Genomic DNA, 22,772 nt, shown 5'->3' on the forward strand with positions numbered 1-22,772 from the left:
TTTATCTCCATGTTATAAAAAGGTGCAATTTCTTTTTCGCCACACCAAAAATCCATATTGGTCAGGGGTATGAGGTTTGATTTTTCCAGCTTCCCAGGTCAACGTGCTGTGACCTGCTGGATAACAATGCTTCCCATCGGCTACTTGATTCACCATCTCATAGCGATATCGTGACTTAGGGGTCGCGGTAAAGTAATGCTCTTTACAAATGGCACCCGATTTAGGGCTAGAGTCAGATACTAAAAACTCACGATGCATTTTGTAATTCATACGCTCGGTTAACAACAGTGCGGTTTGTACCGGAGAAACAGAAGCATTGACGTGCCCTGTCATCGGGTAATGTGTTCCCTGGCTGCCCGCACACCAAAAAAGACTGTCTAATGGTTTATTAGTCAACGTAGAAGACAATGCATCAGCAGCACACGCGGATGCCGCCACAGGGTTTCCAAACAATACCGACTCAGGACTTAATACAAAACTCATCTCGGAATCCTGCCAGGTCGGATCAAGTTCTGTCAGATAAGCAATGTCAAAATCTCCTTTTTGCAGACACCCCACCGAGGTAATGAGATTCAACCAGTTAATTAATGGGTATTTGTACCAGTGCACATGGAAAAAGGCGCGTTGTTGGCCGTTGCCCACCACATGACGGCCACCCCTGCCTTGCTTTAAGCCTAAATTCAATTTAGTGCCACCAAGATTGACCAGGCAATACGGATTATCCGTCACATCAGTAAGCGCCATCGGCTCCCAAAACCCGATATTCAAACCGATTCGTACACCAGTACTTGCAGGACACACACCTACAGGGCTTGATGCGTTTTCGGTATCAGGAAGTGAAGAACTCACCACCTTTGCATTGCCAATGGATAAGGGAAACAAACAGCGCCAACACACATCGGTAATGGGATTTACAAAATGCCCCGTACATTGTTTGGCGTTAAGGGGCGTAAAACCAAGAATCAGAAGCGTGAAACACAGTATTCTAAAGCGCATCGCCATTCTCCTTAATTGCATGTTCTTGAATGAGCAAGCTGTTTTGGAAACGTGTGACTTTTGCAGGAACGTGCGCAATATGAAGTTTACGGGTAATGTTCCCTGCCTGATCGAAATAAATCACCGCATTTAGTTTTTTTTCGGCGGCATTGATTGCCCCACCGGTCAGAATCAATTTAGGGTTGGGGCATTTCGTTTTTTGCTGTGCAGCCCAATTCAATTGCGCTTCATCATCGGCATTAAAGAATAACCAACACGGTGTATAAGAAGGCATGTGTTGCAACGCATTCACATGCGTTCCTTTTGAGTACAGAACTTGCCCTTTTTCATTAGTGATATCCTGACTTAGAGTGAGTTCAGGGAGGTAGGTATGATTCAGTGCTCGTTCTGTTCGCGATAAATTTAATGCTGTTGGCCTATTGACATGATTGGCTACCGTTTTGACCCAACGCTGGTTCATCGTATCGAGTGCACCTTGTTCTTTTAAAAAAGCCAGTCGTTCTTCAATTAATTGTAAAAAACTCTTTTCAGCAACAGGAAACACCTCACCCACCACACCAAAGGATTTGGCATGAGCATGACCTATTAAGCTCATGAGAAGAATTAAGGGCCAAAAAGCGCTCACGATTTATTCCTCATGGCTTGACTCAAGTTCAATCGAATCTCATCAGTGATATCAATCCCACCGACTAAAACATCTTTTTTATTTAAAATGACTGCCTTTTTTTGCTTCGCTGTAGCAACAAGTACCTTATTAAGCACTTCATTAAACCGTCTGGTCGATTGTTCTACTTGGGATTCGGTCGCTTTTATTTCAGCCAGTTGACGAATGAATTGTCCCTGCACTGCCTCTTTATCAAAAAAAGCAATCTGTGTTTTTGGCGTCATCCAATAAAATAGTCCTGCAACAACCAACAATGCCGCACTTAAGCTCTTTAATAGAGGAATCGATTTCATCAACACGCTCCATAATATTTATGTGCAACCTGCTTTATGGCATCTGGCAAGGAAACACCAGACTGTATTAAAGCTTCAATTTCCCCAAACTCATCCCCACTCGTTGAAAACAAAATCCTGGAGAACGGATCGGAAAAATAGCGATGAAAGGTAGTCACACCACCGCATTGGAGCATGAGATCAGAAAAACCCTGTAATTTCGCCTCACCAAAAGACTCAATAACTCGTTGTTGTAATGGGGTAAACAACGTGGGATGCTCGGCAACATATTCTTTGAACGACCCTTGCTTCATAATAAATTTGGTGTCAGAGCACGCGGCAATCGCACGTCCTTGAGCCGTGTTTTCCGTATCGGATAATTGTTGTGTCACCCCTGAAAAACCTGCCAGATATTTCCTCGCCGTTCGCCACCCTTGTTCAATAAAGTTCGCCATAAGCGGGTTGGAACTTTTCATCAAAGCACGCCAGATTTCATCAAAATTACATTGTTTTTTCACTCGTCTGTCCGAATGATAAAACTGGCCTTGGATAATCACGATCATCACAAACATGACAATAATCAGTAATTGGGGATTGGATTCAAACCCTCCCAACTCGAACACGGTGAACATGGATTGGTTGAATTTTGGTGTTTGGCCATTACAGAGTGTTCCGTACAACCCATCTTTTCCGTATTTGCCTAACAGCACCAATAAATCTTTGAGTCGGCGGTCATTTCTGCCCACGGGTGTTTGCAAAATATCCCTTAACGCATCCAGTACATCATCGATACAGAGCTGATTTTTCTTGTTTTTCCAAGACGTAAGCAAGGCATCAAGCAACCAATCTTTTTGAACTTCATCTAATCCTTGTTCAGGGCTTGCCATAATGGCCAACAAATCCCTAATCTGAATGTAATTGTTGACCTGTTTGCCCTCAATTTCCGTAGTGCCTTCAAAATCAAACAAAGTAAACGGATTTAAGCTAATCGTGGTTGCATCCACATAAGTGCCGCCCACCATCTGGCATAAATGTTTGTACGACTCCCCTAAATCAATAACAAAAATTTGATGACCGCGAGAGAGTCCATCTAAAAGAAGCGCTTGTTGTAAGTAGGATTTTCCCGCCCCTGGAGCTGCAACTGTCAATCGGTTGTAATTGGAAATGGATAAATTGCGATCATCAAAGGGATCGTAAAAGAATAATTGATGCCTGTAGGTTGGCATTAACAACCCTTCTTTACATCCTTTAAAATCAGACACTACCGGCAGAAGATTCGCCACGTTATAATTGCTCAATCGCTTCGTCAGCCCCATGAGTTCCAGGCGTGAAAACAGCCCTTCCGTTAATACAAAAGGCAACGAACCTAAAAAGCGCAGCCATTGAGTTCCGTGGCTTTGCGTGAGCGTAAAACCGTGCTGACGATAACTACTCACCACCTTGGCAACGTGTTCACGCTCGTGGGAGCTGTCTGTAAACAGCATCAGGTTATAAAACGTAGGCAATAAATCCATGTTATCTCGTGATACTTCTTGATGAACGAGACTCCATTGTTGCGCTTGTTCTGCTGTACCTGGTGCTAAGAAGTTTTGTACGTTATTGTTATTACTATTCGTATCTTTGGCGCGACTCTTGGCCATTTTTTTTGTTTTTTCGCGATTCACACCACGAATAGTAAAACTGATTAAAAAGGGGCATTGAATGCCATGCTCAGGACGTAGCAGATTGGCAAACAAATCCGGTGTTTGCCATAAACCAAATTGCGATTGATTGTCCTTGGGATCTGGCCATTTACTGATTTGGCAATTAACGACCCGAACCTTGTGTTCTTCATGTTCGGAATTATGACTTGAGATATCGATGCTTTTATCATGAACTTCATACACACTCGTCAGATTGGGAATGGAATCTCGAACCAATCCCTTTGCGCTTTTTTCAATCAATGGCCAGGCAATATCGTCTAAGGACGGTGACACCAGTGTGCGCATTAAGGATTTAAACTCAAGATCCTCCATTCGGTAAAAGCCAAAACCTGCCGCTTTTAATTCAGACTCCCAATCTTCACGTAAACGAATTAAGCGTGAACGGCCATCCAAATTCCTGCGGGTTGAGATAAAGAGATAGGCCGAATGTTCCGCAAGTTGTGCCGGAATATTACGCCCATTTTTATACCCCTGTTTGATGGCCTTAAGATGAAAGTCAACGCTCATTCGAGCCAGTTCTGCATAAATTCCTCCCCGCTCTAAAATAGGAGAAAAACTCTCTGAAAGCCGATGAGATAAATAACGGTGCTTATACAACATCACCGTACAATCAACCCCTGCGGGCAATTTGTTTTTAAACAGCTCAGCCAACGAATGCATCAATGATTCATCCGCACCACAACTGGGTAACACAGAAAAACCAAAGCCAACGGAGTTCTGATTAACAAATAAAAGGTCATCATCCATCGCTTCATAAGGCAGTAAACTACGAAACGAGGGTAAATCTACGTGCAACGATTCTTTACCCTTTTGATGGTCTGCGAGTGACTGTGGCTCCTGACTTAATGTTTCTCCCAACTGATGACTCAACCGATGCAACACTTTTCTTGCTTTATCACGCCAAACGCTTGCATTTAAACCCATGATCGCCCCTCCACTTTTTTTGCAACCCATACAGACTGACCGTTGTTTTGCTTGAGGATCGTTCCCTCGAAATCCTGGAGATTGTTTTCTGCTTTCATCATTCCGCGGCTTGGGGTCGCCGGCTTCACATCATCCGCAAAACGGGTCATTGCATCGACCTGCTCGATGGTCAAACAACTGTCACCAGCGGTGGCATTACAACTAAAATTGGAATTCATCGTGCCACAACCCGTCACAAGCACGGAGATAATGGACATTAAAACAACACGTGCATGGTTCATCGTAAACCTCCTGTTTCATTACGACTTAAGGTATTTACCTGGTCAATTTTCCCTAAAACTTCTGGAGGTACGGTAAAATTCATCTCAGGGTTTTGGTTATCCTCATGAGCTGCAATTAATTCTTGTTCTTCAAGCTCTGCTTTTACCTGATTCATGGCATGTTGGCTTTTGTCTTCGTCCGGCTCTAAATAAAAGCCGTCTTTAAAGACAATGGTCACCACATTACCAGAACCCACTTGAATCACGGGATGGTATTGTTCTGCTCGTTTGACGTAGTACTGAGATAAGGTGTCAGCCGCTTTGGAAGCGCCGCCATAGGCAGCAAAGGGTGCGATTTGACTGCTTGGAACCACAGAAGTCGCGCCATATGGGCCAATTGCTTGCACGCTTTGCGCGTATTGTGCTGCATTGGCAATACCCGATAACGCGCCACTGACTCCCGCCCAAGTCATCACTTTGTTATCACGCATCAAGGGCTTACCTTTAATACCCACCTTACCATTGAAAAACACCCATCCAGTTACTTCTTTATCAATAATTGGTTGACCTGGATGGGCGCATGATAGGCGATACAGCGTTCCGTAAGCACGTTCACTGGAAATATCCCCATAGGAATTAGCACTGACGCGACAGCCTCTTAAGCGTGAGCGCTGCCCGTTAGGCAATGTCCCGTCTTCTAAGAATTTAAACAGCATCACCCCATTGTTTTTTGATTGACCATTCACGGAGGCATCCGCATCAGCTCCACCCAAAATAACGGCTCGTACTGAGGTATTAGACGGTACGTAATGAGCAGGATTTAGATAAAAATTTGGGTGCGTTTTGGTGATGCGCCGTTTAGGACGAAACGATACTGTGTGAATACGAGGACTGGCATCGGATAACACCGTACCGCCATTCATTACGTTATTCATGGCATAGGTGTTGGGGTTATGCCACAATTGTGGATTTTGTACCTGGTTTAATTCTTGAGGATTATTTTGAGGCTCTTGACTTATTTGCTTTTCTTGATGAGCCAAAACCAACTCCTGTACTTGAGATGTTAATTCTTCCTTTTGCGCTTGTAATTCTTTTTGATGCGCCTCACCCATTGATTTGATGTTAAGGGTCAATTCACTGATTTGCTTTTTTAATGATTCCAGCTCGGTTTGCTGTGCTGTAAGCGCATTATCAGCCACCGCATCAGTAAATGATTCTTCAACAATGCCCGTTAAATCCACTGATTTTTGAGCTGGACGACTCTTTTTAGGAGCGCCATCAGCAAGCAACACAATCATCAATGCAACGAGCACAAACAGACCACATCCTGCAATCATTAAGGTGCGCATTTGACGCCCTTTAACCTTTTTATTCCATTGCCAGTTAGCCATGACGACTCGCTTCCACACGGTAGAGCATGGCTTTTTCTCCAGGTTTTATGGAGGGTTGAGAAAATTTAATGGCCAGCGTTCCTTCTTTTGCAAACCACTCTTGCGCCAAATCCAAAGACTCCTTACCCCCATTGTACAGTTCGATGGTTTCGCCCTTTAACAACTTGCCGTCCCAGGATTCTTTGGGTAAAAGGGTTAATCCTTTTGACCAGCGTTCCACTTTACCAAATTGGCGTTTGACGCTCACATCAGCAAAAGGTTTTTGTTGCTCCATGTGTGTTAGCATGGCAAGAATGGCTTCAGGAACTGCTTCTTGTGTGATGGTTTTAGGATTTGTCTTGATGGGGTTCGTCTTATTTGCTGTGACTACAGGGGATGATGGAACCAGCTCAATGGTCTTTCCTAATGATTCTTCACCATTTAAGGTTACTGAAAAATGACGACCATTTTCTGTAGTCAGAAACAAGGTAAAGGGATTAGCGGCTGAGAGCATCACATAAACCGAACCATCCTGCTCATCGCGCTTAATGGCCATAGCATTTGGAGGAAATACCGCTTCCATGATTTTGTCGTTTTTGACCACCAGGCGATTGTAATTCCCCTGACTTAGAGTGAGCGCAATATCGCTATTGTCTTTCACAGTAATGCTGTTAGCACCTACTGCAACCGTGGATAATAACGCCAGCGCAATACTTAATGGTTTACGCATCTTGTTTCTCCTTTAAAAGCGAAAACTGGACTATAGACAGACGGCTGTCTTTGTATTGGAACTGCAAGACATAAGTCTTACGCTCGTCATTTAATGCTTGAAGTCCTACAAAGCGCCTCAGAACACCTGAAACAACGACAGACAGTTCATGTGGATTGGGTTTATTCTTGTCAACATAAAAAACAGAGGACATTTTTTTAGCTTTAATCACTTTGGCCTCATTAGTTAATAGCCGAAGCATCTCTGTGTAGTTTTTATGATCAACATAAGACAACAAGCGATGATGATTGGCATCCACTGTTTCAGGTGTCACATTTAAACGCTCATTAACAAAGTTTTCTGCCATGAGGCTTAAATAGTGTCCATCAACACTGGATGCCGATTTCAAATAGGATGGCGCCCCACTAAAAGGAGTCACTTCAATCGTATGGTGATTCCATGCTTTAAACAAAAAGCAAGACAACGTAACGTTTGACACCAAAAGGCCAAACACTAAAACCACCATCAGATTAAACCGTGCGGACAATTGGCTTAGGCGACCTTGATAACTTTTAAAATCCATGTTCTCTCCTTAAGCCACGTACACACGATGGTGTGAACAAGGTAATTTGGGCAGAAAAAATTGGGTGATGAAACTGGGCAAATACCAATACGCCAGCACTAAAAGTGCTTTTGGACCCTCCCCTTTCTTCAAATACCGCAACCCACTTAACAAACCTAATCCCAACAGGGATACCAAAATTTTTTGGTTGGAGAGGACGAGCAACATAAAACCAAGTCCTGCCACCACTAACTCATCCATGGTTAACGTTAAAATCCTTTTTGGGGCATCAATATGATTTAGGAATTGATAATTCATAGCGCTCATCGCCTACCCTCCTTCAAAAAACAAAAGTTTTCAGTAAGAACGCTGGAATAAAAGCCACAGCAGTCACGCCAACAAACACCATAGGGTTTTTGCTTTTTACAGCCATGGCGGTTGCTAGAATGATGTCCACGAGAATAAATACTTTCCAAAACATGGAGCCGCCTCCTAATGAATCCTTAACATCCCCTTCTAATGCTTTTGCTAATAAATCACTTGCCAACACACTACTGGAGAGCAATGTGAATAAGAGTACTGAGACTCCTTGTTGTATTAAACTGACCGTCTTTTTTCCTATTTTCATGGTTTTCTCCGTTTTTAGGTTGTACAAATCCCTTAAGCTTTAAATCGCTTAATTTTTAATCACAAGGTCTGTGTGTTTTTATTTAACGAGTTTAATCGTCTGTTTAAGTGAGATATATCATTAGAATATCCCCGAAATGACTTTAACTAATCCCTGTTCTAACGCTGGACGTGCGTCTGGAAACTTTAAATTTACTTTATCTGCATTGGACACCACACGAGTTCTATAGCGTTGATATTGGCTATCGCGCGATGAAATTTGGGAAGTCACGGAGTGGCTTCCGTTTTTTAGATTGGATTGGAATTGTTCATTGACTTTAACGCCCTTCCCTGCCCGCTCCGAGATTTGGATATCGGTAATCATGGTGTAATTTACATCCTTGACTAATGAGTCTGCGGCCAAGCCAATAACACCACCTGCAAGACCTCCTGCAATCATTCCCGTACTTGAATTGGTGAAGCTTCCAGCAGCTGTTCCTGCAACAGCGCCTGCAATGGCTGAACCATAGCCTCCGCCTAAGGCCGTTTGGCTTGCAGCAAGGCTCATTTTACCGACCTTCAGTATATTAGCTTGCAGCATATAGTGTGCTGAGCTTGGATTATTAACTACCTTGTATCCGTGGGAATTTAAAGCTGTTTTTAACTGAGGCACAATATTCAACTCTTCATCAGAAGTGTTCTTTACTGAAACAAATACGGTTTTTTTGTCTTGTGAAACGGGATCTAAAAAGACGGTTTCGCTTTGTTTGGTGCTCACCTCTAGTGAGCCGTGCTCAATCGCTGTTTGGGTGGCAGCACAGCCTGTGAGTACCGTAACAGCACCGACTAAAAGTATTTGAGTGATTTGGTTGTTAATTCCTTTCATTTTTTCTCCTGGATAATTTACAAGTTATTGGATCGTTCTTATGGCTTGCCGCGTCAATTGCTCAATAACAGTCTCGTTCCAATTTATTTCTCGCTCGAAAGATCCATCATTAATTTTTTGCAGAATTCTTCTTTGCACCTCCAATCGATGAATCGGAACGGGCTTAGGAGCATCGAACGCTAGAATCATTTGGCCATTGCGTTGCTGTCCTAGCAGAGTACAAAAAATTTCGTTCCCTATAATTACTGTCTCCCCTATCCTTCGTGTAAGAATTAACACATACTCCTCCTTGTCTTATTACACATCTATTAATGATTACTTTGTCTAATGAACAGTTTCGTTTTCAGAGGAGTAAATCAAAAATAGCTGCTGCCGTCTTAATAATGCATAAGCAAACATAGTTGCTTGAGCATGCTTGTCGAAATCAAAACCATCTATTGCAATAGCTGCTTTCTGCAAACATGAAATACAACCCTCTAAAACCTCAAATACCTCTTGTTCTGCATTCATAATGAAAATTGTTTAAATGAACGATATAGGTATTGAATCATCATTTAGGAACAGGTGCATTCACCTAAGTGCAAGGATGGAAAAAAAGTGAAAAAAATTTTATTCGGGCCGTTTTTAGCTAAAATATTGATTGTAATCGTAGGTAAGAAGTTTATATTTAGCGAGTTTCACATAATCGGTAAAAAGTTGCTCCAAGTTTGATTCATGAAGGTCTCTTCTCTGTAACCAATGAAAAAAATCGTCACCCTTTAGTAAATGACGTTCCTCTCTAAATTGTTCTACTTGATACATAAGTTCGTATTCAGTGATGTCGTAAGCCTCTTGATCGAGCTCCATCAGTATGGATTGATAATGCTGCTTATTCTTCTTGGTTTCAGAAATAGTGAGCAATTTAATTATATTCATCGCTCGCACTTGATGCACTATACCCTCTCCCGAATCGCGCTCAGTAAAGATTGACTCAATAGGTGTTAAGGTGGATTCGATTAATTTCTTTTCAAAAAAGGTAAACTTTCGGCTTTTCTTAGCCAGATCAAAAATTTCATTACTCAGATGTTGTTGGTTTAAGTAAAGCAGTAACGACGCTGCATCCTCTTTTTTAGCATCTATATAATGAGTCTTAATCTGATCGCAAATTTCATAGGACACTGTTTGAGCAATCTTTCCCCACGTTCTCTCCGCAAAATAAATAGCTCGTATGGCTTCTAAAACCAGACCTTTATTAGGAATATCAATTTGTTCTAACGTAAAACGAATGTTAACCAAGGGAATTGTTTGTTCTTGGTTATATTTAGAATAGACAAGAGCGACCTCATCATCGCCATCGATTTCCTCATTTTTGTACCGCTCATAAATTCGTCCATACCCTTTCATCCCAAACGCATCTAACTCTGCTGCTCTCAAAGCTCCCATTGATGCAGCACCCCATACCTCCAATCCATAATCCAAGGCAATGAGTATTTCCTTATGCCAGACTGATGGAACCCAAGAAAAATTTCCATCAATAATAACCACGCGTCTATAGCCCTCTTGTATTGCTTTGAGCACATCACCCATTTTGATTGAGCGTACATAAGTGGCATCCTGGAGTAGTTGCAATGCCGAATCATGAGTTAACGATGTTTCTAAAAAAACTATGGTTTTATGCATGGTTGATTACATCCATAGAAACGAGCTTTACCTTCAAAATACACAGTTCATCTTCATAATATCGATGCACTAATATGTCCTGATTATTTTCTCTAATTCGGTCAAAAAGAATTGAAAGAGCCTCATCTATCGTTTTGCTTGGATAATCTTGCACCGTATCAAAATTGATTTTATTCACAACACGGGGAAACTCTTGATGTTCAAAATCGTATTTGGTATGAGTCAGATCGTCACGAGAACCCGCTATAGTCGTTACTCGTGATTGAACTGCTTCAGTCAGAGCACGATTTAAGGCTATTTTCTTATCAAGATGACAACCACAGCCTTTGAAGAGGATTTGGTTTTCAAAAGGGTTTTTTGCTCGAATCAAGACATCAAACGAAGGAACTCCATAAACATTCTGGTGGTGAGTAATAAAACAGTCTAATGTTTTTGAAATTTGTTCAACCAGTCCGCTCTTATAAGAGATGACCTCCGATATTTGTTGTGGCTCACATCGCTCAATGACCTCTAAAAGTCCATGCAGCAAAGCTTCTTTATAGGTATTTCCTCCAGCAAGCCCCGTGGTATCTGGGGAATACGTCAATACTTCGGGCAAATAGGAATTTAACGAGTATTCAGCAAAGGGAACCATAATCGTTTGTTTTGCAAATACTAATTCAGCCTGCACCCAACTCATAGCCTGTGCTCGATCTTTAAACCGTACTGACTTCGAAAGATAGTTTATTGGTATAAAAAGAGTACCGTTTTGAATTAAATCAAGTTCTGATTTATTGGTTATTTTGGGAGTTAATTGTTCAGCAAAATACACCTCTATGGACTCCATCAATGCTGAGCATTGCGCAGCTTCTTTGGTTAATCCTTTGCCTTGACTCGTAGACAATGAGCTTGCCCTAGGTCTTATTGCCGTATAGACAGGTAGGCCTGTATTATCCAAATGGGTTAGATCAGCTAATCGTGTAATACCCGCCAGACTCTTAAATCGGGTTAACACTCTTAATGTTTCATGATAATCGCGAACCCTTAATGATGTATCAAAACACTCATAAATCATTTAGAAAGCCTTTCATTAAGATAGTACGCATCCACACCCAAATCTCTAAGTTCTGATGCAAAGAGCTTGCTTCGATATCCTGAGGCACAATAAAAGACTAATTGCTTCTGTTTATAGGATAAGAAAAAATCATAATCAAGATTGTCTTTAATAGGAAAAAATAAATCATCATCCAACTTCACAAGTTCTCGCTCTTCCTTTTGCCTTATATCAACCAAAAAATGCTTATTCCTATCCAGCTGTTTGAACGAAAGCCCATAGTCTTTAGCTTGGCCTTTTAATTCTTCTAGATTGATTTTTCGCTGTTGGCAGGAAACACATTCTTTATTTTTCTTGATAGAGAAGGTAGAAAGACTTAGGTTTTTTGCATCGATTATTCGCACCTGCGATGAATGTGTATCCTCTGTCTTGAGTATAAAGTTTATAGCAAGATTAGCAGCCATCGTCCCAGCCATGCCTGTAACTGTGCCTAATACACCTGCTTCAGAACAATTAGGAACAACACCGACTGGAGGTGGATTAGGATATAAACAACGATAACAACACTCATTTGGATTAAATAAAATGAGCTGAATGATGTGTACTAAAATACTACAACTGATAAACACCTTGTTTCTTAACACACAGACGTCGTTAATCAAATACCTTGTTTCAAAGTTGTCTGTTCCATCAATTACTAAATCAACATCACTAATTAAAGAAAAGTCAAAATCTCTATCAAATTTTTTAGTGTGTATCTCTATACCCATCTTGTTATTAATTTTACTTAATACATTGAGTGCTGTCTCAGTCTTATAACACCCTATATCAGACTCATTAAATAAAATTTGTCGATGTAAATTAGTAAGCTCAACCTTATCATCATCAACTAAGACCAATCTCCCCACACCTGATGCTGCAAGGTACTGAGCCACCGGACTACCAATCCCTCCAAGCCCAACAATCAGAATAGCAGCATCGTTGATTTTTTTTTGACCCTCACTACCAATCACCGCAGTCTGGCGCTTGTACCTATCACAACTCACACACCTACCCTCCAGTGATCGAGGTTACAATACACACCTCATCATTATGGTTGAGGACAATGTCTTTAATTGATGATATTTGCTCCGAATTAACAAATACTGAAAAATACCCCTTAGACCAGCCATTATTATCAAACATATTGCTCATTTTACTTCCATATATGTGTGCTAGCACTTCATACAGATTTGTTTTATTTGTTTTAATTTGTTCAGATTTCTTGGAGGAAGTGAATTCCGTAAATTGATAGCTGTACATATCCCAAAGACCTCTCTTCCATTTTTAGAGAATTAAATGTAACATTTAAACATAATTCATACAAAATCGGAGTTCAAATAATGAACGACAAGCTTTTTAATGATCTTGTTAAAACCTCATCAAATTTTCGTATGAGAATGTAACTAATAAACCTCAATCACATTATGATTAGACAGTAGACGCGTTGCTTCGTCTATCTTCTCCGATGACTTATCCCAGCAAATAAACATGGCTGCTTTGCTCATGTGTTTTGCTGCTGGAGTTGTCTCATTGGGCTTAACATAAATTGTCCATTGACTCTCCACATTCAACTCAGGTTTTACAACCGTCTTAACAGTCCCTGGCTTTAATGGGTAATACCCACAAACATATACATTATCAAGCTCATTAAACTTTGGTGTTTTCTTTCCACACACTATAAAACACAGCAATGTTTCGAGGCTCAATGATAATTTATTCCAATACAACCTATTCAAACCAATACCAGGTGCTCGAGCATTAGTTTCTATAAAATTTATCGACCCTTCTTTATCCAAAAAGAATTCTGTATGGAAAATGCCGTTATTAATACCGAACAAACGTACGATCTGAATCGAAGCATCAACAATTTTTTTATACCGACTCTGATCACCTATATTTAAACTAAATATAGGTATATTTTTACTTACCATTAAATGGTTAGGGAAAGAATATTTTCTTGCTGTACAAAAAACAACCTCTCCATTAGAAATAACCAACTCTGAATGATAAAGATCGGCATTGATGTAAGTCTGAGCGATATAGGTATTTAAATCTTCCTTTCTATTCTCTAAAAAGTAGTTAAATCCCGCCTCATCCTTGACATGATAAGTCTCATATGAGCCACCCATATTGATGGGCTTAATAAATACTTCTTTCGAATTTAAAGTTTTTTGTAGATGACAAAAATCACTTTGCTCATCAATCTTTGTCGTTTTGGGATATGAAAATTTCCCATCTATTTTTTCGTACATTAAATTTTTATAGCTTAATAATTTAGCTACCTCAACACTCATCCCTTTTATATTGAGCGCACTTCTAATTGATGCAACATCAACAAAAAGATCCTCTGAGAAACAGGCAATATAATCAGGCTTTGTTTTTTTGCACAAGTCATACAATGAGTCATAATCAAAAGAGCTGACTTGAACGTAGCTCCGCTGATTATCTGCGGGTTCTTTCTTAGAAGTAAAGATCACTTCTACGCCATTCACTCTTAATAAATCACAATCTATTAGATCGTAATCTTCCAAAGAATCGATACACAGTAATTTAGTGTTCATTGATTTTTATCCCAAAACATCCGATTAAAAATGTGGTTTTAGATGGAAACAAACTCCTCGCATAACCCAACCTTTCAGATATAGCTAAGAATCTGGGGTCATAATCAAAAATACAGTCTTTAGGTATTTTGAATAGATTGGGAGGAACTTGCACCTTTTTCTCATTAAACAAAGTTAAATCTAAATTTGTTGCTGCTTCATAGAAGTGCGTATTTTTAGAAATTCCAAGTTTTTTAATTTCCTCTGCATACTGATGATAAGTATTATAAATTAACTCACATCTCTGGGGTTTATTAGAAAACGAGCTTGGTCTAAAAGCCATTTCTTCCTTAAGAATTGAATAAAATATTGGGTTATTTCTCCCTTTATCGAAATGAGTGGGCACCATAATCAAAGGAGTGTATTTTGATTTATAGATATCTCGGTAGACCTCTGAAATAAAATCCACAGGAATGAGGTTATTATCAACCGCTAGGCCATAACCAGGAAGCTGACCTACTCCAATATCGATTAGTTGCTTTAGTACGTCGTTCACAAAAATATTCTGAGAAATCTGATCATTATTGGCTTTTATATAGGTCATCAAATAATTGTAAAATGGCGTATTAGCATAATACTCTATTTGCTTCGAATCATATTCTTTTATCAAATTGGATATTTTGGGCAGCTTGTTTTCTTTGATTTGTCTCGCAAGCTCCATAGGAAAAACCAATAACTTGGATCTCCATTTACAGCCAGAAGCATTACACAGTTCTTTAAAAGTATTATAATGCTCACCAAGATCCTCTGGTTTAGGAATCTGCCTGTTGAAATATTTTTCAATACTGTGGTGAGGCCTTGCATCCGCTATAGGACAAAGTAAAAAAGCGTTTCGTGCTCCTGATGATATTTGCAAAATATCTGCAGGTTGATGTTGAGTCAGATGACTTGATGAAACACTTACGCCTAATAACTCACCTTCACCATAAACCTTATAAGTGCTTGATTTTCCCTTAAACTCAATAAACATCTCAAGGTTTTTTTCCAAAACCATAGAGAAGGGAACCATAGGGGTTTGCCCTCCATCCTCTGGGAGATAAAAATAATGCTCATCAGCAATTATTTTCCCGTAAGGATACTCAAAAACATTGAAATACATATTTTCAATGCCTTCTACCTGTTTAAGTAATTCAAACAGTGGTTTATTAACCCGTGCTATATCAGTCTGCACCCTCTCCCAGGACAACTCACTCATTTTGCTTCTTAGTTATTATTATTGCACTAAATTCTAATTAAAATCGCTCAGATATTCAATTAGCCATAGCAGTTAAAAAATTTTTTTTATCTTGCAAATGAAAATATATATTGCAAAAATGCTTTTCTGCAGATAAATTTAGTCCCTGGAAATGCAAATATTTAGGGATAATGGAAATGACATTTGATAACGTAGATAACCAAATTATTAAAATGATAATCAATGGCAATCATGTTAATGAGATTGCAGAAGATACAAAAAAGTCAAAACGCTATATTCTCTACCGACTCAGCGATCTAAAGACCAGCTTCAATTGCAAAACTACCCCTCAGCTGGTCTACATGTTAACGACATCAGGTTTAATTAAGTAATTTTTACACATGGATGTATGATGAATAATTCGATTTATTATTATGGATTCAACAAGCTGCTCTCTTTAACGAAATGTCCGAAAGAGGCCCTTCTTTTAGATAAAATAATTTTCCATCATCAAGGCACCCTTTTAAGACGTGAGAACAAGCTGTGGTTTACAAAAAAGATCCCTGAACTAGCTGCAGAACTCGGGTTTAGTGAAAGCAGAATATACATTTATCTAAAGAATTTAGAAGAACAAGGCCTCATTATCCGCAAAAGGTTTAAATATTATGGTGTTCCGCGATCATTTATCGCACTAACAGAGTCGCTTGAAGCTCAACTTCAGTTAGTCACCAAGCTACCTATTGATAGTATAGAAATAAAAGAAAATGCTCCTTGCAATAAGCTTGATATAAACGAGAGAATGGATTCTCCCGTTTCAACAGAAACTATTAATAAAGAAAAAAATAGAGTAATTAATAATATTATTTCTTCTTCTGAAACAGAAAAAAAATTACAGCTTGCCGAATTCAATATTGCTAAAGGGATGCTTTTGAATGTCCAAAAACAACACGGAGTAAAACTTTCATCACCTCAAGCCGTATTAGACGAGATTGTATTTTCATTAAGTAATCCAGAGCAATTCCAAAATATCAGCTCTTTTCAGCACAAAATTAATGTCATCTCCCAACTTCTTCGCACTAACAAATGGAGAACTCCAAAAGGATTTAATAAATACTCTACAGAAGGAAAGCGCCACAAAGAAAGGATGGAGGAGGCAAGAGCCGCTCGACTGGAACTAAAAAAAGAGGAGTGTGCTTATTCTGGGTTAAATGAAGCCGCGTCAAATATACGACTACAATATGCCTATGAGTTACCTAAACCATCCCGTGTCAACATTGAGTTACAAAACTCACTTCAAGTTCAACAGAGCCTAATAAACGGGATTAAAAGAGACATTAAAACCATAAAAAGCCCTCATGTACTAGAGAGTTTCTTGAACATATTAAGGCAAGAAGAAACCAAGTTATCCAGATTACAAGCCGAATCATTGCAAAGATAATCTATGCTACTGCTTCGCTTAACTTGATTGCATCTTTTGGTAAACTATTCTCAATTGTTTTAGAGAAAAACCAGATGACAAATGCGCCGACAGTAGCATAAAGACCTAACTGGGTAAATGCACTCATATAGTGCTCGTTACTAATCAGGGGGTTTATGGATTCCGATTCTGTCATTACATTAGAAAAATAATTGGACAGTGTCACTGCGATTCCTGACGCCATCATCCATATCCCCATCATAACTCCTTGTAGTTTCTCTGGCGCAAGACTACCTATCATTGCATAACCAACAGGAGCAATAAGAAGCTCTCCTGCTCCTTGGAAAAGATAGTGTACGATAACCCACCCAACATGAGTTACTCCCGACGAATTACTATTAACTATACCAGCAACTAAGACCAAAAATGAAAAAGCTATAAACAGCAAAGCACACATAAATTGTTTTGATATAGAAATAGGGATCTGATTCTTTCTTAGTTTTTCAAATAACAAAACGGCTAAAGGTGAGCCAGTTATTACAAAAAGTGAATTTAAATTCATTAGCCATTGAGGTGGAATGTAATAAGACCCGAGATAGACCTGAACGTTATACTTCAAAAACTGAGTAACACCCATAGGGCCTACAAAATAAAGCATCCAAAATACAATTGAGCTTCCGGTTAAAAATACAAATGAATAAATTTTATTACGTTCATTAGTTGTGCTTAACCGACGTCCAAGTATCGAGATATAGAATAAAGCTGCAACACCAATAAAGAGGATCAGATCATTTGCCAACCAATAACAATAAAATCCTGATAAAAGGATGGGGATAATTAGCAATACCAGTGCTAATCCAAATCGCCCTTTCTTTATCTCCTCTTTGATATTTACCTTGTTTGTTGCAAAGTAGTTCCAAGATTTAATGATAAAAAATACAGCTGCTAAATTAATCAAATTACTTAGCTCAAATAATCGATCATATCTATCTTGAATATCAATGAATCCACTCATCACATAGCCAGCAAGAAACCCTATATTCATTGCGCTGTAGTTATGGAAAAATGCTTTTTCCCTCAACTCATTTTCGTCACTAGCAAATTGTTGCGTAATGAGACAGTTAATACATGTAGAGCCTAATCCGCACCCTATAAGAAACAAGCTTAATCCTAGATATACGAAGGAATCTAAAAAATGAAGCGCTATTAAGCCTAAGCTCTGCACAAGTATTGAACTAGCAAAAAGTAAGCGATTACTTAGTAATCTATCACCAATGTATCCTGCGATAAAATGTAAAATGAAATTTGATGCTAGAAAAAAACCAACTATTCCATTTGACTCTAATTGGCTTAGTCCTATATGTTTCGTTAAATAGAGGGACAGTGATGAAAAAAGGATCGCGAAACTGAATGTAGTAACCCCATTTAGCCAATGTAAATATACGACTCCTTTTCTACTTTCTCTTCTTTCAAAATCCATTTACAGCCTCAATCTTTAAAAAATAATAAACTTAAACACAGCAATTTTGCATGATTTTTATATTTATTTCTATAGAGATTCTAAATGGTCTCATACAGGAGCTAGATTTAACCCCTTGGGTATATCTTATTATTCGAATCAAGAGATAGAATTACTGAACTTATATCAATCTTTAATGTAAATTATTTTAAGCTGTTCCCTAAGAGTTCAGTTTATTTATTTTTGAGAAAGGTAATGCACCCTTCCCTTTTTATAAATAATTGTATCTATAGAGCATTAAAATAAAACATATTCTGCTTTTAATGAAGGCCAAATATTTTCTCTAAAATATAATTGCAATTTTGCAGCTGGAGGCGTCAGATCTCCTTTCTTACGTTCTGATAGCCTTTCAATCTCCGCTTCTAATTGTGATTCTTTCCATTCATTAAAAGCTAATTTAAATGCTTCATCCATTAATAATTTTTTACGTTCATTTTCACTTCTTTTAAGCTCTAAGAGTTTCTCTTGAGCAATTTCTATAGATGATCGATAGTCACTTTCAATCCAAGATTGGCCTTTTCTCAATACTCCCATAAGAACATTTAATGGATCTTCATATTTCTTTATTTTTTGATTGTATTCGAGACCATATGCAAAATGATATATGGATTCTTGAACAATGGTCGGATCATTTTTTCCGATTATTTGTTTTATTTGAGTCTTGCAAAAACCTATATGGGTTAATGGTTCAAAATTAACATTCTCCCACTCTTCAGGAATTTGTTCATTCTTTCTATTTAAGTTAGTAGTAGTATTATTATATATACTACTACTATTATACATAGGGCTGTTATCCTTTTGATATCTATTATTAAGAATGAGTTCACTTGCAAATATGTTTGATTTGTTATTGTTTTTTAATGTATTTACAATCTCCAGAACATTGCTATTTATACCTAAATTTATATAACCCCCCTTTGCTATTTTACCTGGATTTCTTACAATCAAATTTTTATCTATTAAACGTTTGATCGTAGTTTTTATAGTCCCTATAGTTGTTTGTGCCGCATTTGCCAAAGATCCAGTCTGAACCGGGCCTGTAGATAGGCTTTCAGTAGCAATACAAATCTCTACAATTATATCAAAAGTTATTTTTTGTTTTCCTGATAATCTTATAATTTCTAGCTCAATACGTTCTTCATTTTCTCTATTTCGAATGTCATCAATATTGCAATTTAAATCACTATGATCCTCAGTGGATGATTGCAATATATTCATTTTCTCTTTTTGGGGATTTATGTTATCTGTACTGATATCTAAATGATTTCCTATTGGTATCTTATTGGTTTCTAAACGATACTTGTTAGGTACCTTATTGTTTCCTGATATGGTACTCGTTTGTTTTTCATTTGATATCTCTATGTTATCTAATATGATATCTATATTATTGTGATCATTTTGAGAGATTTCAGAAATATTTGAATGAGCATTCTCATGTATTAACTCTGCATCGAGTTGTTCACTGTCTTTAGGCTCTTCAATATTTGAAGATGTAGGTTTTCCCGACAGATCCCATGGTCTATATTCTTTCTTTGTAAATTTCTTTATATTTCGATCTTTAAGAAGTTCTTTCAAATCAGGCATTTATTATCTCCTTATACCACTGACTCTTCTGAGGCATAAATTGTTTGAGATCTTTCTTCTTTACTGAATGACTCTGCATTTATATCAAGCAGTTCTCTCGTTAATCTATCAAAGTCATCTCGTACTAGTGATTTTTTCAAATTACTGAAAGAACTTTTATTATCATCAGTGATATTGGGTATCTCCTGTGCGTACTGAACTGTCGTAGACAATACTTTACCTTCAAGCTCTGGATCAGATATTAATGACATAATAGCTTTATCAGACAATATTGTTTTTGCACTAAATTTATTTAAAAAAACTCTGTACTCAATTTTTTTCGAAAAGTGCTTATTTAAAGTTTCTATTTCTTGTTTTAGTATCTTCAATCCCTTAGCACTAAACTTATCAGGATTTAATGGGGCTAATATTGTATCAGCATATAGACTTGCTGCTGTTACTGCCTGCCCCATAGTTGGTGGACAATCTATAAATATAAAATCATAATTATTTTCAATATTTTTTAATAAATTTTTATAGAGTTTTTCTAATGGGTATCTACCGTTTACTATTTCGTTATCAAGGATTACATTTTCTATTCTACTTGATATGAGGTCAAATCCTGGTGCAACAGAAATAATGGCATCTTCAACCGTTGCCACTCCTTTTAATATATCGATTAAGACTGGATAGTTTTCTGCATCTATGCCATTGGCGTCTGTTACATTCCCCTGTGGATCTGCATCTATTAATAATACTTTTGCCCCATATGTATTAGCACAACTAGCTATGTTGTTGATAGTTGTTGTTTTTCCTGTTCCGCCTTTCACAATTTGCACAGCAATTTTTTTTCTTTTAAACTTAAAATTAAATAATTCTTTAGCTGATTCATATGTTAAGAAGGATTTGTTTCCGATTTTTTCACAAATTATATTTTTATTTTTTAATTGCTTATGGACTGCTTGCATTGATATACCAAGAAACTCTGAAATATCTGCTATTGCACGCTTCGGCTGACGACTACTAGTTTGATTAATATCCATATTGAATATCTCTTAAGTTGATGTGTTATCTTATTTTAATCATAAATCATCAACCATGTAAACTACTGAAGTTTAAGAAATTTATCATATTTGTAAATGATTAATCCTTCTATAAGTTACAAATTCTACTTATATCCTTTAGATTTATATTTACGTATTTTCTTTTTATATTAAGTAATACCCTACTTTTCAATAAATCATAACTAGTGATTTATCAATAACTCTGTTTTTATTCTTAATTTTAATTTACTTAGATATCTAAGACGATATCTAAGACGATATCTAAGACGATATCTAAGACGATATCTAAGACGATATCTAAGACGATATCTAAGACGATATCTAAGACGATATCTAAGACGATATCTAAGACGATATCTAAGATGATATCTAAGATGATATCTAAGACGATATCTAAGATGATATCTAAGATGATATCTAAGATGATATCTAAGATGATATCTAAGACGATATCTAATATGATATCTAAGACGATATCTAATATGATATCTAAGACGATATCTAAGACGATATCTAAGACGATATCTAATATGATATCTAAGACGATATCTAAGATGATATCTAAGACGATATCTAAGATGATATCTAAGACGATATCTAAGATGATATCTAAGATGATATCTAAGATGATATCTAAGATGATATCTAAGATGATATCTAAGACGATATCTAAGGCGATATCTAAGGCGATATCTAAGGCGATATCTAAGGCGATATCTAAGTCGCTATCTAAGGTGGTATACGTAAGGTGGTACCATAATTGATACTAAGATTGATCCAAAATAAGCGACATTCCCCATTAATGTTTTTTTGTTTAATAATAATTGCATATTCGCATCGAAGCTGAACACCGATTATTACGAAGTTGAACAGTGATTCGCATTGAAGCTGAACACGGATTCGCATGAAGTTGAACAGTAAAGATAGTTAATTCGGAACAAAAAACAGTTTAGCCTTTTGATTGGTGATCAAACAAAAGGAGGACGGTTAATGCCAGCGGAGAAACTATCAATGAAAAAAATTAGAGAAGTATTAAGGCTACATTCTGAAGGCTTAGGTTATCGAATAATAAGCCATAGTACCGGAATAGGGCTTGGTAGTGTAAGTCATTATATTAAGCGTGCTAAGGATTTAGGATTGACCTGGCCTTTACCTGAAGATTTAAATGACGAGCTACTTCAAGCGCGTCTTTTTCCTAAAGAACCTGTTAAAGCATGCACTAAAGCGAGCCTCGATTTCAAAAAAATTCATTCCGAACTAAAAAGGAAAGGAGTTACCTTACTTTTATTATGGTATGAATATAAAGAAGCGCATCCTAAAGGCTACAGCTATAGTCAATTTTGTCGCCTCTATCGTGACCATGCAAAACAGCTTACTCCAAGCATGAGAATAAGACATCATGCGGGTGAAAAAATGTTTGTCGATTATTCTGGATTAACGATGCAATGGGTAGATAAGGAAACTGGGGCTATCCAGTGCGCTGAAATTTTTGTAGCTGTATTAGGAGCATCAAACTATACTTACGTCGAGGCCTGCGCTTCTCAAAGTATTATTGATTGGATTAAAGCTCATTGCCATGCTTTAGAATTTTTTCAAGGCGTTCCTCGTTGCATTGTTCCTGATAATTTGGGTTTTACCGCATATCCAGCCCAAACTGGCAATGAGATAGTTAAGCGACCTTAAGTGCTAATATTTTGTCCATATCAAACAATATATCCTGTTCTTCAATATCCTGAGTAAAGTCATATT

General features: G+C 37.8%; 25 protein-coding genes. 3 read left to right on the forward strand and 22 right to left on the reverse strand.

What is annotated here, in order from left to right:
* Positions 1 to 12: 12 nt before the first annotated feature.
* From traU to ELY15_RS00805, 19 genes are all read right to left on the reverse strand, one after another.
* Complete coding sequence (gene traU, locus ELY15_RS00715) at positions 13 to 996, reverse strand: conjugal transfer pilus assembly protein TraU (RefSeq protein ID WP_127097733.1); 984 nt, start codon at positions 994 to 996, stop codon at positions 13 to 15.
* Positions 986 to 1,621: a type-F conjugative transfer system protein TraW gene (gene traW / locus ELY15_RS00720; protein WP_199744133.1), complete on the reverse strand. Its 636-nt coding sequence runs from the start codon at positions 1,619 to 1,621 to the stop codon at positions 986 to 988. Before traW ends, traU begins: the two co-directional genes overlap by 11 nt.
* Positions 1,618 to 1,953 carry a TrbI F-type domain-containing protein gene (locus ELY15_RS00725; protein ID WP_127097734.1) on the reverse strand — a complete coding sequence of 112 codons (336 nt, stop codon included), beginning with the start codon at positions 1,951 to 1,953 and terminating at the stop codon, positions 1,618 to 1,620. The genes traW and ELY15_RS00725 overlap by 4 nt, the downstream gene beginning before the upstream one ends.
* Entirely contained in the window at positions 1,953 to 4,559 is a 2,607-nt protein-coding gene (traC, locus tag ELY15_RS00730; RefSeq protein WP_127097735.1) for a type IV secretion system protein TraC, read from the reverse strand. The genes ELY15_RS00725 and traC overlap by 1 nt, the downstream gene beginning before the upstream one ends.
* Entirely contained in the window at positions 4,550 to 4,840 is a 291-nt protein-coding gene (locus ELY15_RS00735; protein ID WP_127097736.1) for a TraV family lipoprotein, read from the reverse strand. Before ELY15_RS00735 ends, traC begins: the two co-directional genes overlap by 10 nt.
* Positions 4,837 to 6,210 (reverse strand): TrbI/VirB10 family protein, encoded by a 1,374-nt coding sequence (locus ELY15_RS00740; protein ID WP_127097737.1) that lies wholly within the window; start codon positions 6,208 to 6,210, stop codon positions 4,837 to 4,839. The genes ELY15_RS00735 and ELY15_RS00740 overlap by 4 nt, the downstream gene beginning before the upstream one ends.
* Positions 6,203 to 6,919 carry a type-F conjugative transfer system secretin TraK gene (traK, locus tag ELY15_RS00745; RefSeq protein WP_127097738.1) on the reverse strand — a complete coding sequence of 239 codons (717 nt, stop codon included), beginning with the start codon at positions 6,917 to 6,919 and terminating at the stop codon, positions 6,203 to 6,205. The genes ELY15_RS00740 and traK overlap by 8 nt, the downstream gene beginning before the upstream one ends.
* Complete coding sequence (traE, locus tag ELY15_RS00750; RefSeq protein WP_127097739.1) at positions 6,912 to 7,481, reverse strand: type IV conjugative transfer system protein TraE; 570 nt, start codon at positions 7,479 to 7,481, stop codon at positions 6,912 to 6,914. Before traE ends, traK begins: the two co-directional genes overlap by 8 nt.
* 9 nt (positions 7,482 to 7,490) lie before the next feature.
* Positions 7,491 to 7,787, reverse strand: a complete 297-nt coding sequence (gene traL, locus ELY15_RS00755) for a type IV conjugative transfer system protein TraL (RefSeq protein ID WP_127097740.1) — start codon at positions 7,785 to 7,787, stop codon at positions 7,491 to 7,493.
* A 13-nt stretch (positions 7,788 to 7,800) separates the two neighbouring features.
* Positions 7,801 to 8,088 (reverse strand): hypothetical protein, encoded by a 288-nt coding sequence (locus ELY15_RS00760; RefSeq protein ID WP_127097741.1) that lies wholly within the window; start codon positions 8,086 to 8,088, stop codon positions 7,801 to 7,803.
* Between the two features lie 120 nt (positions 8,089 to 8,208).
* Positions 8,209 to 8,952 carry a complement resistance protein TraT gene (locus tag ELY15_RS00765; RefSeq protein ID WP_127097742.1) on the reverse strand — a complete coding sequence of 248 codons (744 nt, stop codon included), beginning with the start codon at positions 8,950 to 8,952 and terminating at the stop codon, positions 8,209 to 8,211.
* Positions 8,953 to 8,976: 24 nt separating this feature from the next.
* Positions 8,977 to 9,231, reverse strand: a complete 255-nt coding sequence (locus ELY15_RS00770) for a carbon storage regulator (RefSeq protein ID WP_127097743.1) — start codon at positions 9,229 to 9,231, stop codon at positions 8,977 to 8,979.
* Positions 9,232 to 9,276: 45 nt separating this feature from the next.
* Entirely contained in the window at positions 9,277 to 9,462 is a 186-nt protein-coding gene (locus tag ELY15_RS00775) for a hypothetical protein (RefSeq protein WP_127097744.1), read from the reverse strand.
* A 114-nt stretch (positions 9,463 to 9,576) separates the two neighbouring features.
* On the reverse strand, positions 9,577 to 10,611 hold the full coding sequence (locus tag ELY15_RS00780; protein ID WP_127097745.1) for a TfuA-like protein: 1,035 nt from the start codon (positions 10,609 to 10,611) through the stop codon (positions 9,577 to 9,579).
* Entirely contained in the window at positions 10,604 to 11,665 is a 1,062-nt protein-coding gene (locus ELY15_RS00785) for a YcaO-like family protein (protein WP_127097746.1), read from the reverse strand. Before ELY15_RS00785 ends, ELY15_RS00780 begins: the two co-directional genes overlap by 8 nt.
* Positions 11,662 to 12,690: a HesA/MoeB/ThiF family protein gene (locus ELY15_RS00790; RefSeq protein WP_127097747.1), complete on the reverse strand. Its 1,029-nt coding sequence runs from the start codon at positions 12,688 to 12,690 to the stop codon at positions 11,662 to 11,664. The genes ELY15_RS00785 and ELY15_RS00790 overlap by 4 nt, the downstream gene beginning before the upstream one ends.
* Before the next feature lie 4 nt (positions 12,691 to 12,694).
* Positions 12,695 to 12,946 (reverse strand): MoaD/ThiS family protein, encoded by a 252-nt coding sequence (locus ELY15_RS16705; protein ID WP_127097748.1) that lies wholly within the window; start codon positions 12,944 to 12,946, stop codon positions 12,695 to 12,697.
* A gap of 143 nt (positions 12,947 to 13,089) precedes the next feature.
* Complete coding sequence (locus ELY15_RS00800) at positions 13,090 to 14,247, reverse strand: acetyl-CoA carboxylase biotin carboxylase subunit family protein (protein WP_127097749.1); 1,158 nt, start codon at positions 14,245 to 14,247, stop codon at positions 13,090 to 13,092.
* On the reverse strand, positions 14,237 to 15,280 hold the full coding sequence (locus tag ELY15_RS00805) for a hypothetical protein (protein ID WP_233586474.1): 1,044 nt from the start codon (positions 15,278 to 15,280) through the stop codon (positions 14,237 to 14,239). Before ELY15_RS00805 ends, ELY15_RS00800 begins: the two co-directional genes overlap by 11 nt.
* 377 nt (positions 15,281 to 15,657) lie before the next feature.
* On the opposite strand from ELY15_RS00805, the gene ELY15_RS00810 reads away from it, so the two are divergent.
* Positions 15,658 to 15,852 carry a hypothetical protein gene (locus ELY15_RS00810; protein WP_127097751.1) on the forward strand — a complete coding sequence of 65 codons (195 nt, stop codon included), beginning with the start codon at positions 15,658 to 15,660 and terminating at the stop codon, positions 15,850 to 15,852.
* A gap of 20 nt (positions 15,853 to 15,872) precedes the next feature.
* The gene (locus ELY15_RS00815; RefSeq protein ID WP_127097752.1) at positions 15,873 to 16,898 is read left to right on the forward strand and encodes a hypothetical protein; all 1,026 of its coding nucleotides are present in this window, start codon (positions 15,873 to 15,875) and stop codon (positions 16,896 to 16,898) included.
* 1 nt (position 16,899) lies between these two features.
* Here ELY15_RS00815 and ELY15_RS00820 read toward each other — a convergent pair whose 3' ends face one another.
* The 3 genes from ELY15_RS00820 to ELY15_RS00830 form a co-directional block, all read right to left on the reverse strand.
* Positions 16,900 to 18,357 (reverse strand): peptide MFS transporter, encoded by a 1,458-nt coding sequence (locus ELY15_RS00820; protein ID WP_127097753.1) that lies wholly within the window; start codon positions 18,355 to 18,357, stop codon positions 16,900 to 16,902.
* Between the two features lie 276 nt (positions 18,358 to 18,633).
* Positions 18,634 to 19,980, reverse strand: coding sequence for a hypothetical protein (locus tag ELY15_RS00825; protein ID WP_127097754.1), 1,347 nt, complete (start codon positions 19,978 to 19,980; stop codon positions 18,634 to 18,636).
* Positions 19,981 to 19,991: 11 nt separating this feature from the next.
* Positions 19,992 to 21,002: a ParA family protein gene (locus ELY15_RS00830; protein ID WP_127097755.1), complete on the reverse strand. Its 1,011-nt coding sequence runs from the start codon at positions 21,000 to 21,002 to the stop codon at positions 19,992 to 19,994.
* A 1,011-nt stretch (positions 21,003 to 22,013) separates the two neighbouring features.
* Here ELY15_RS00830 and ELY15_RS00835 point away from each other — a divergent pair.
* The gene (locus ELY15_RS00835; RefSeq protein WP_127097756.1) at positions 22,014 to 22,706 is read left to right on the forward strand and encodes a transposase; all 693 of its coding nucleotides are present in this window, start codon (positions 22,014 to 22,016) and stop codon (positions 22,704 to 22,706) included.
* Positions 22,707 to 22,772: the final 66 nt, after the last annotated feature.

It is taken from the genome of Legionella sp. km772 (genome assembly GCF_003989735.1).
GTDB lineage: Bacteria > Pseudomonadota > Gammaproteobacteria > Legionellales > Legionellaceae > Legionella.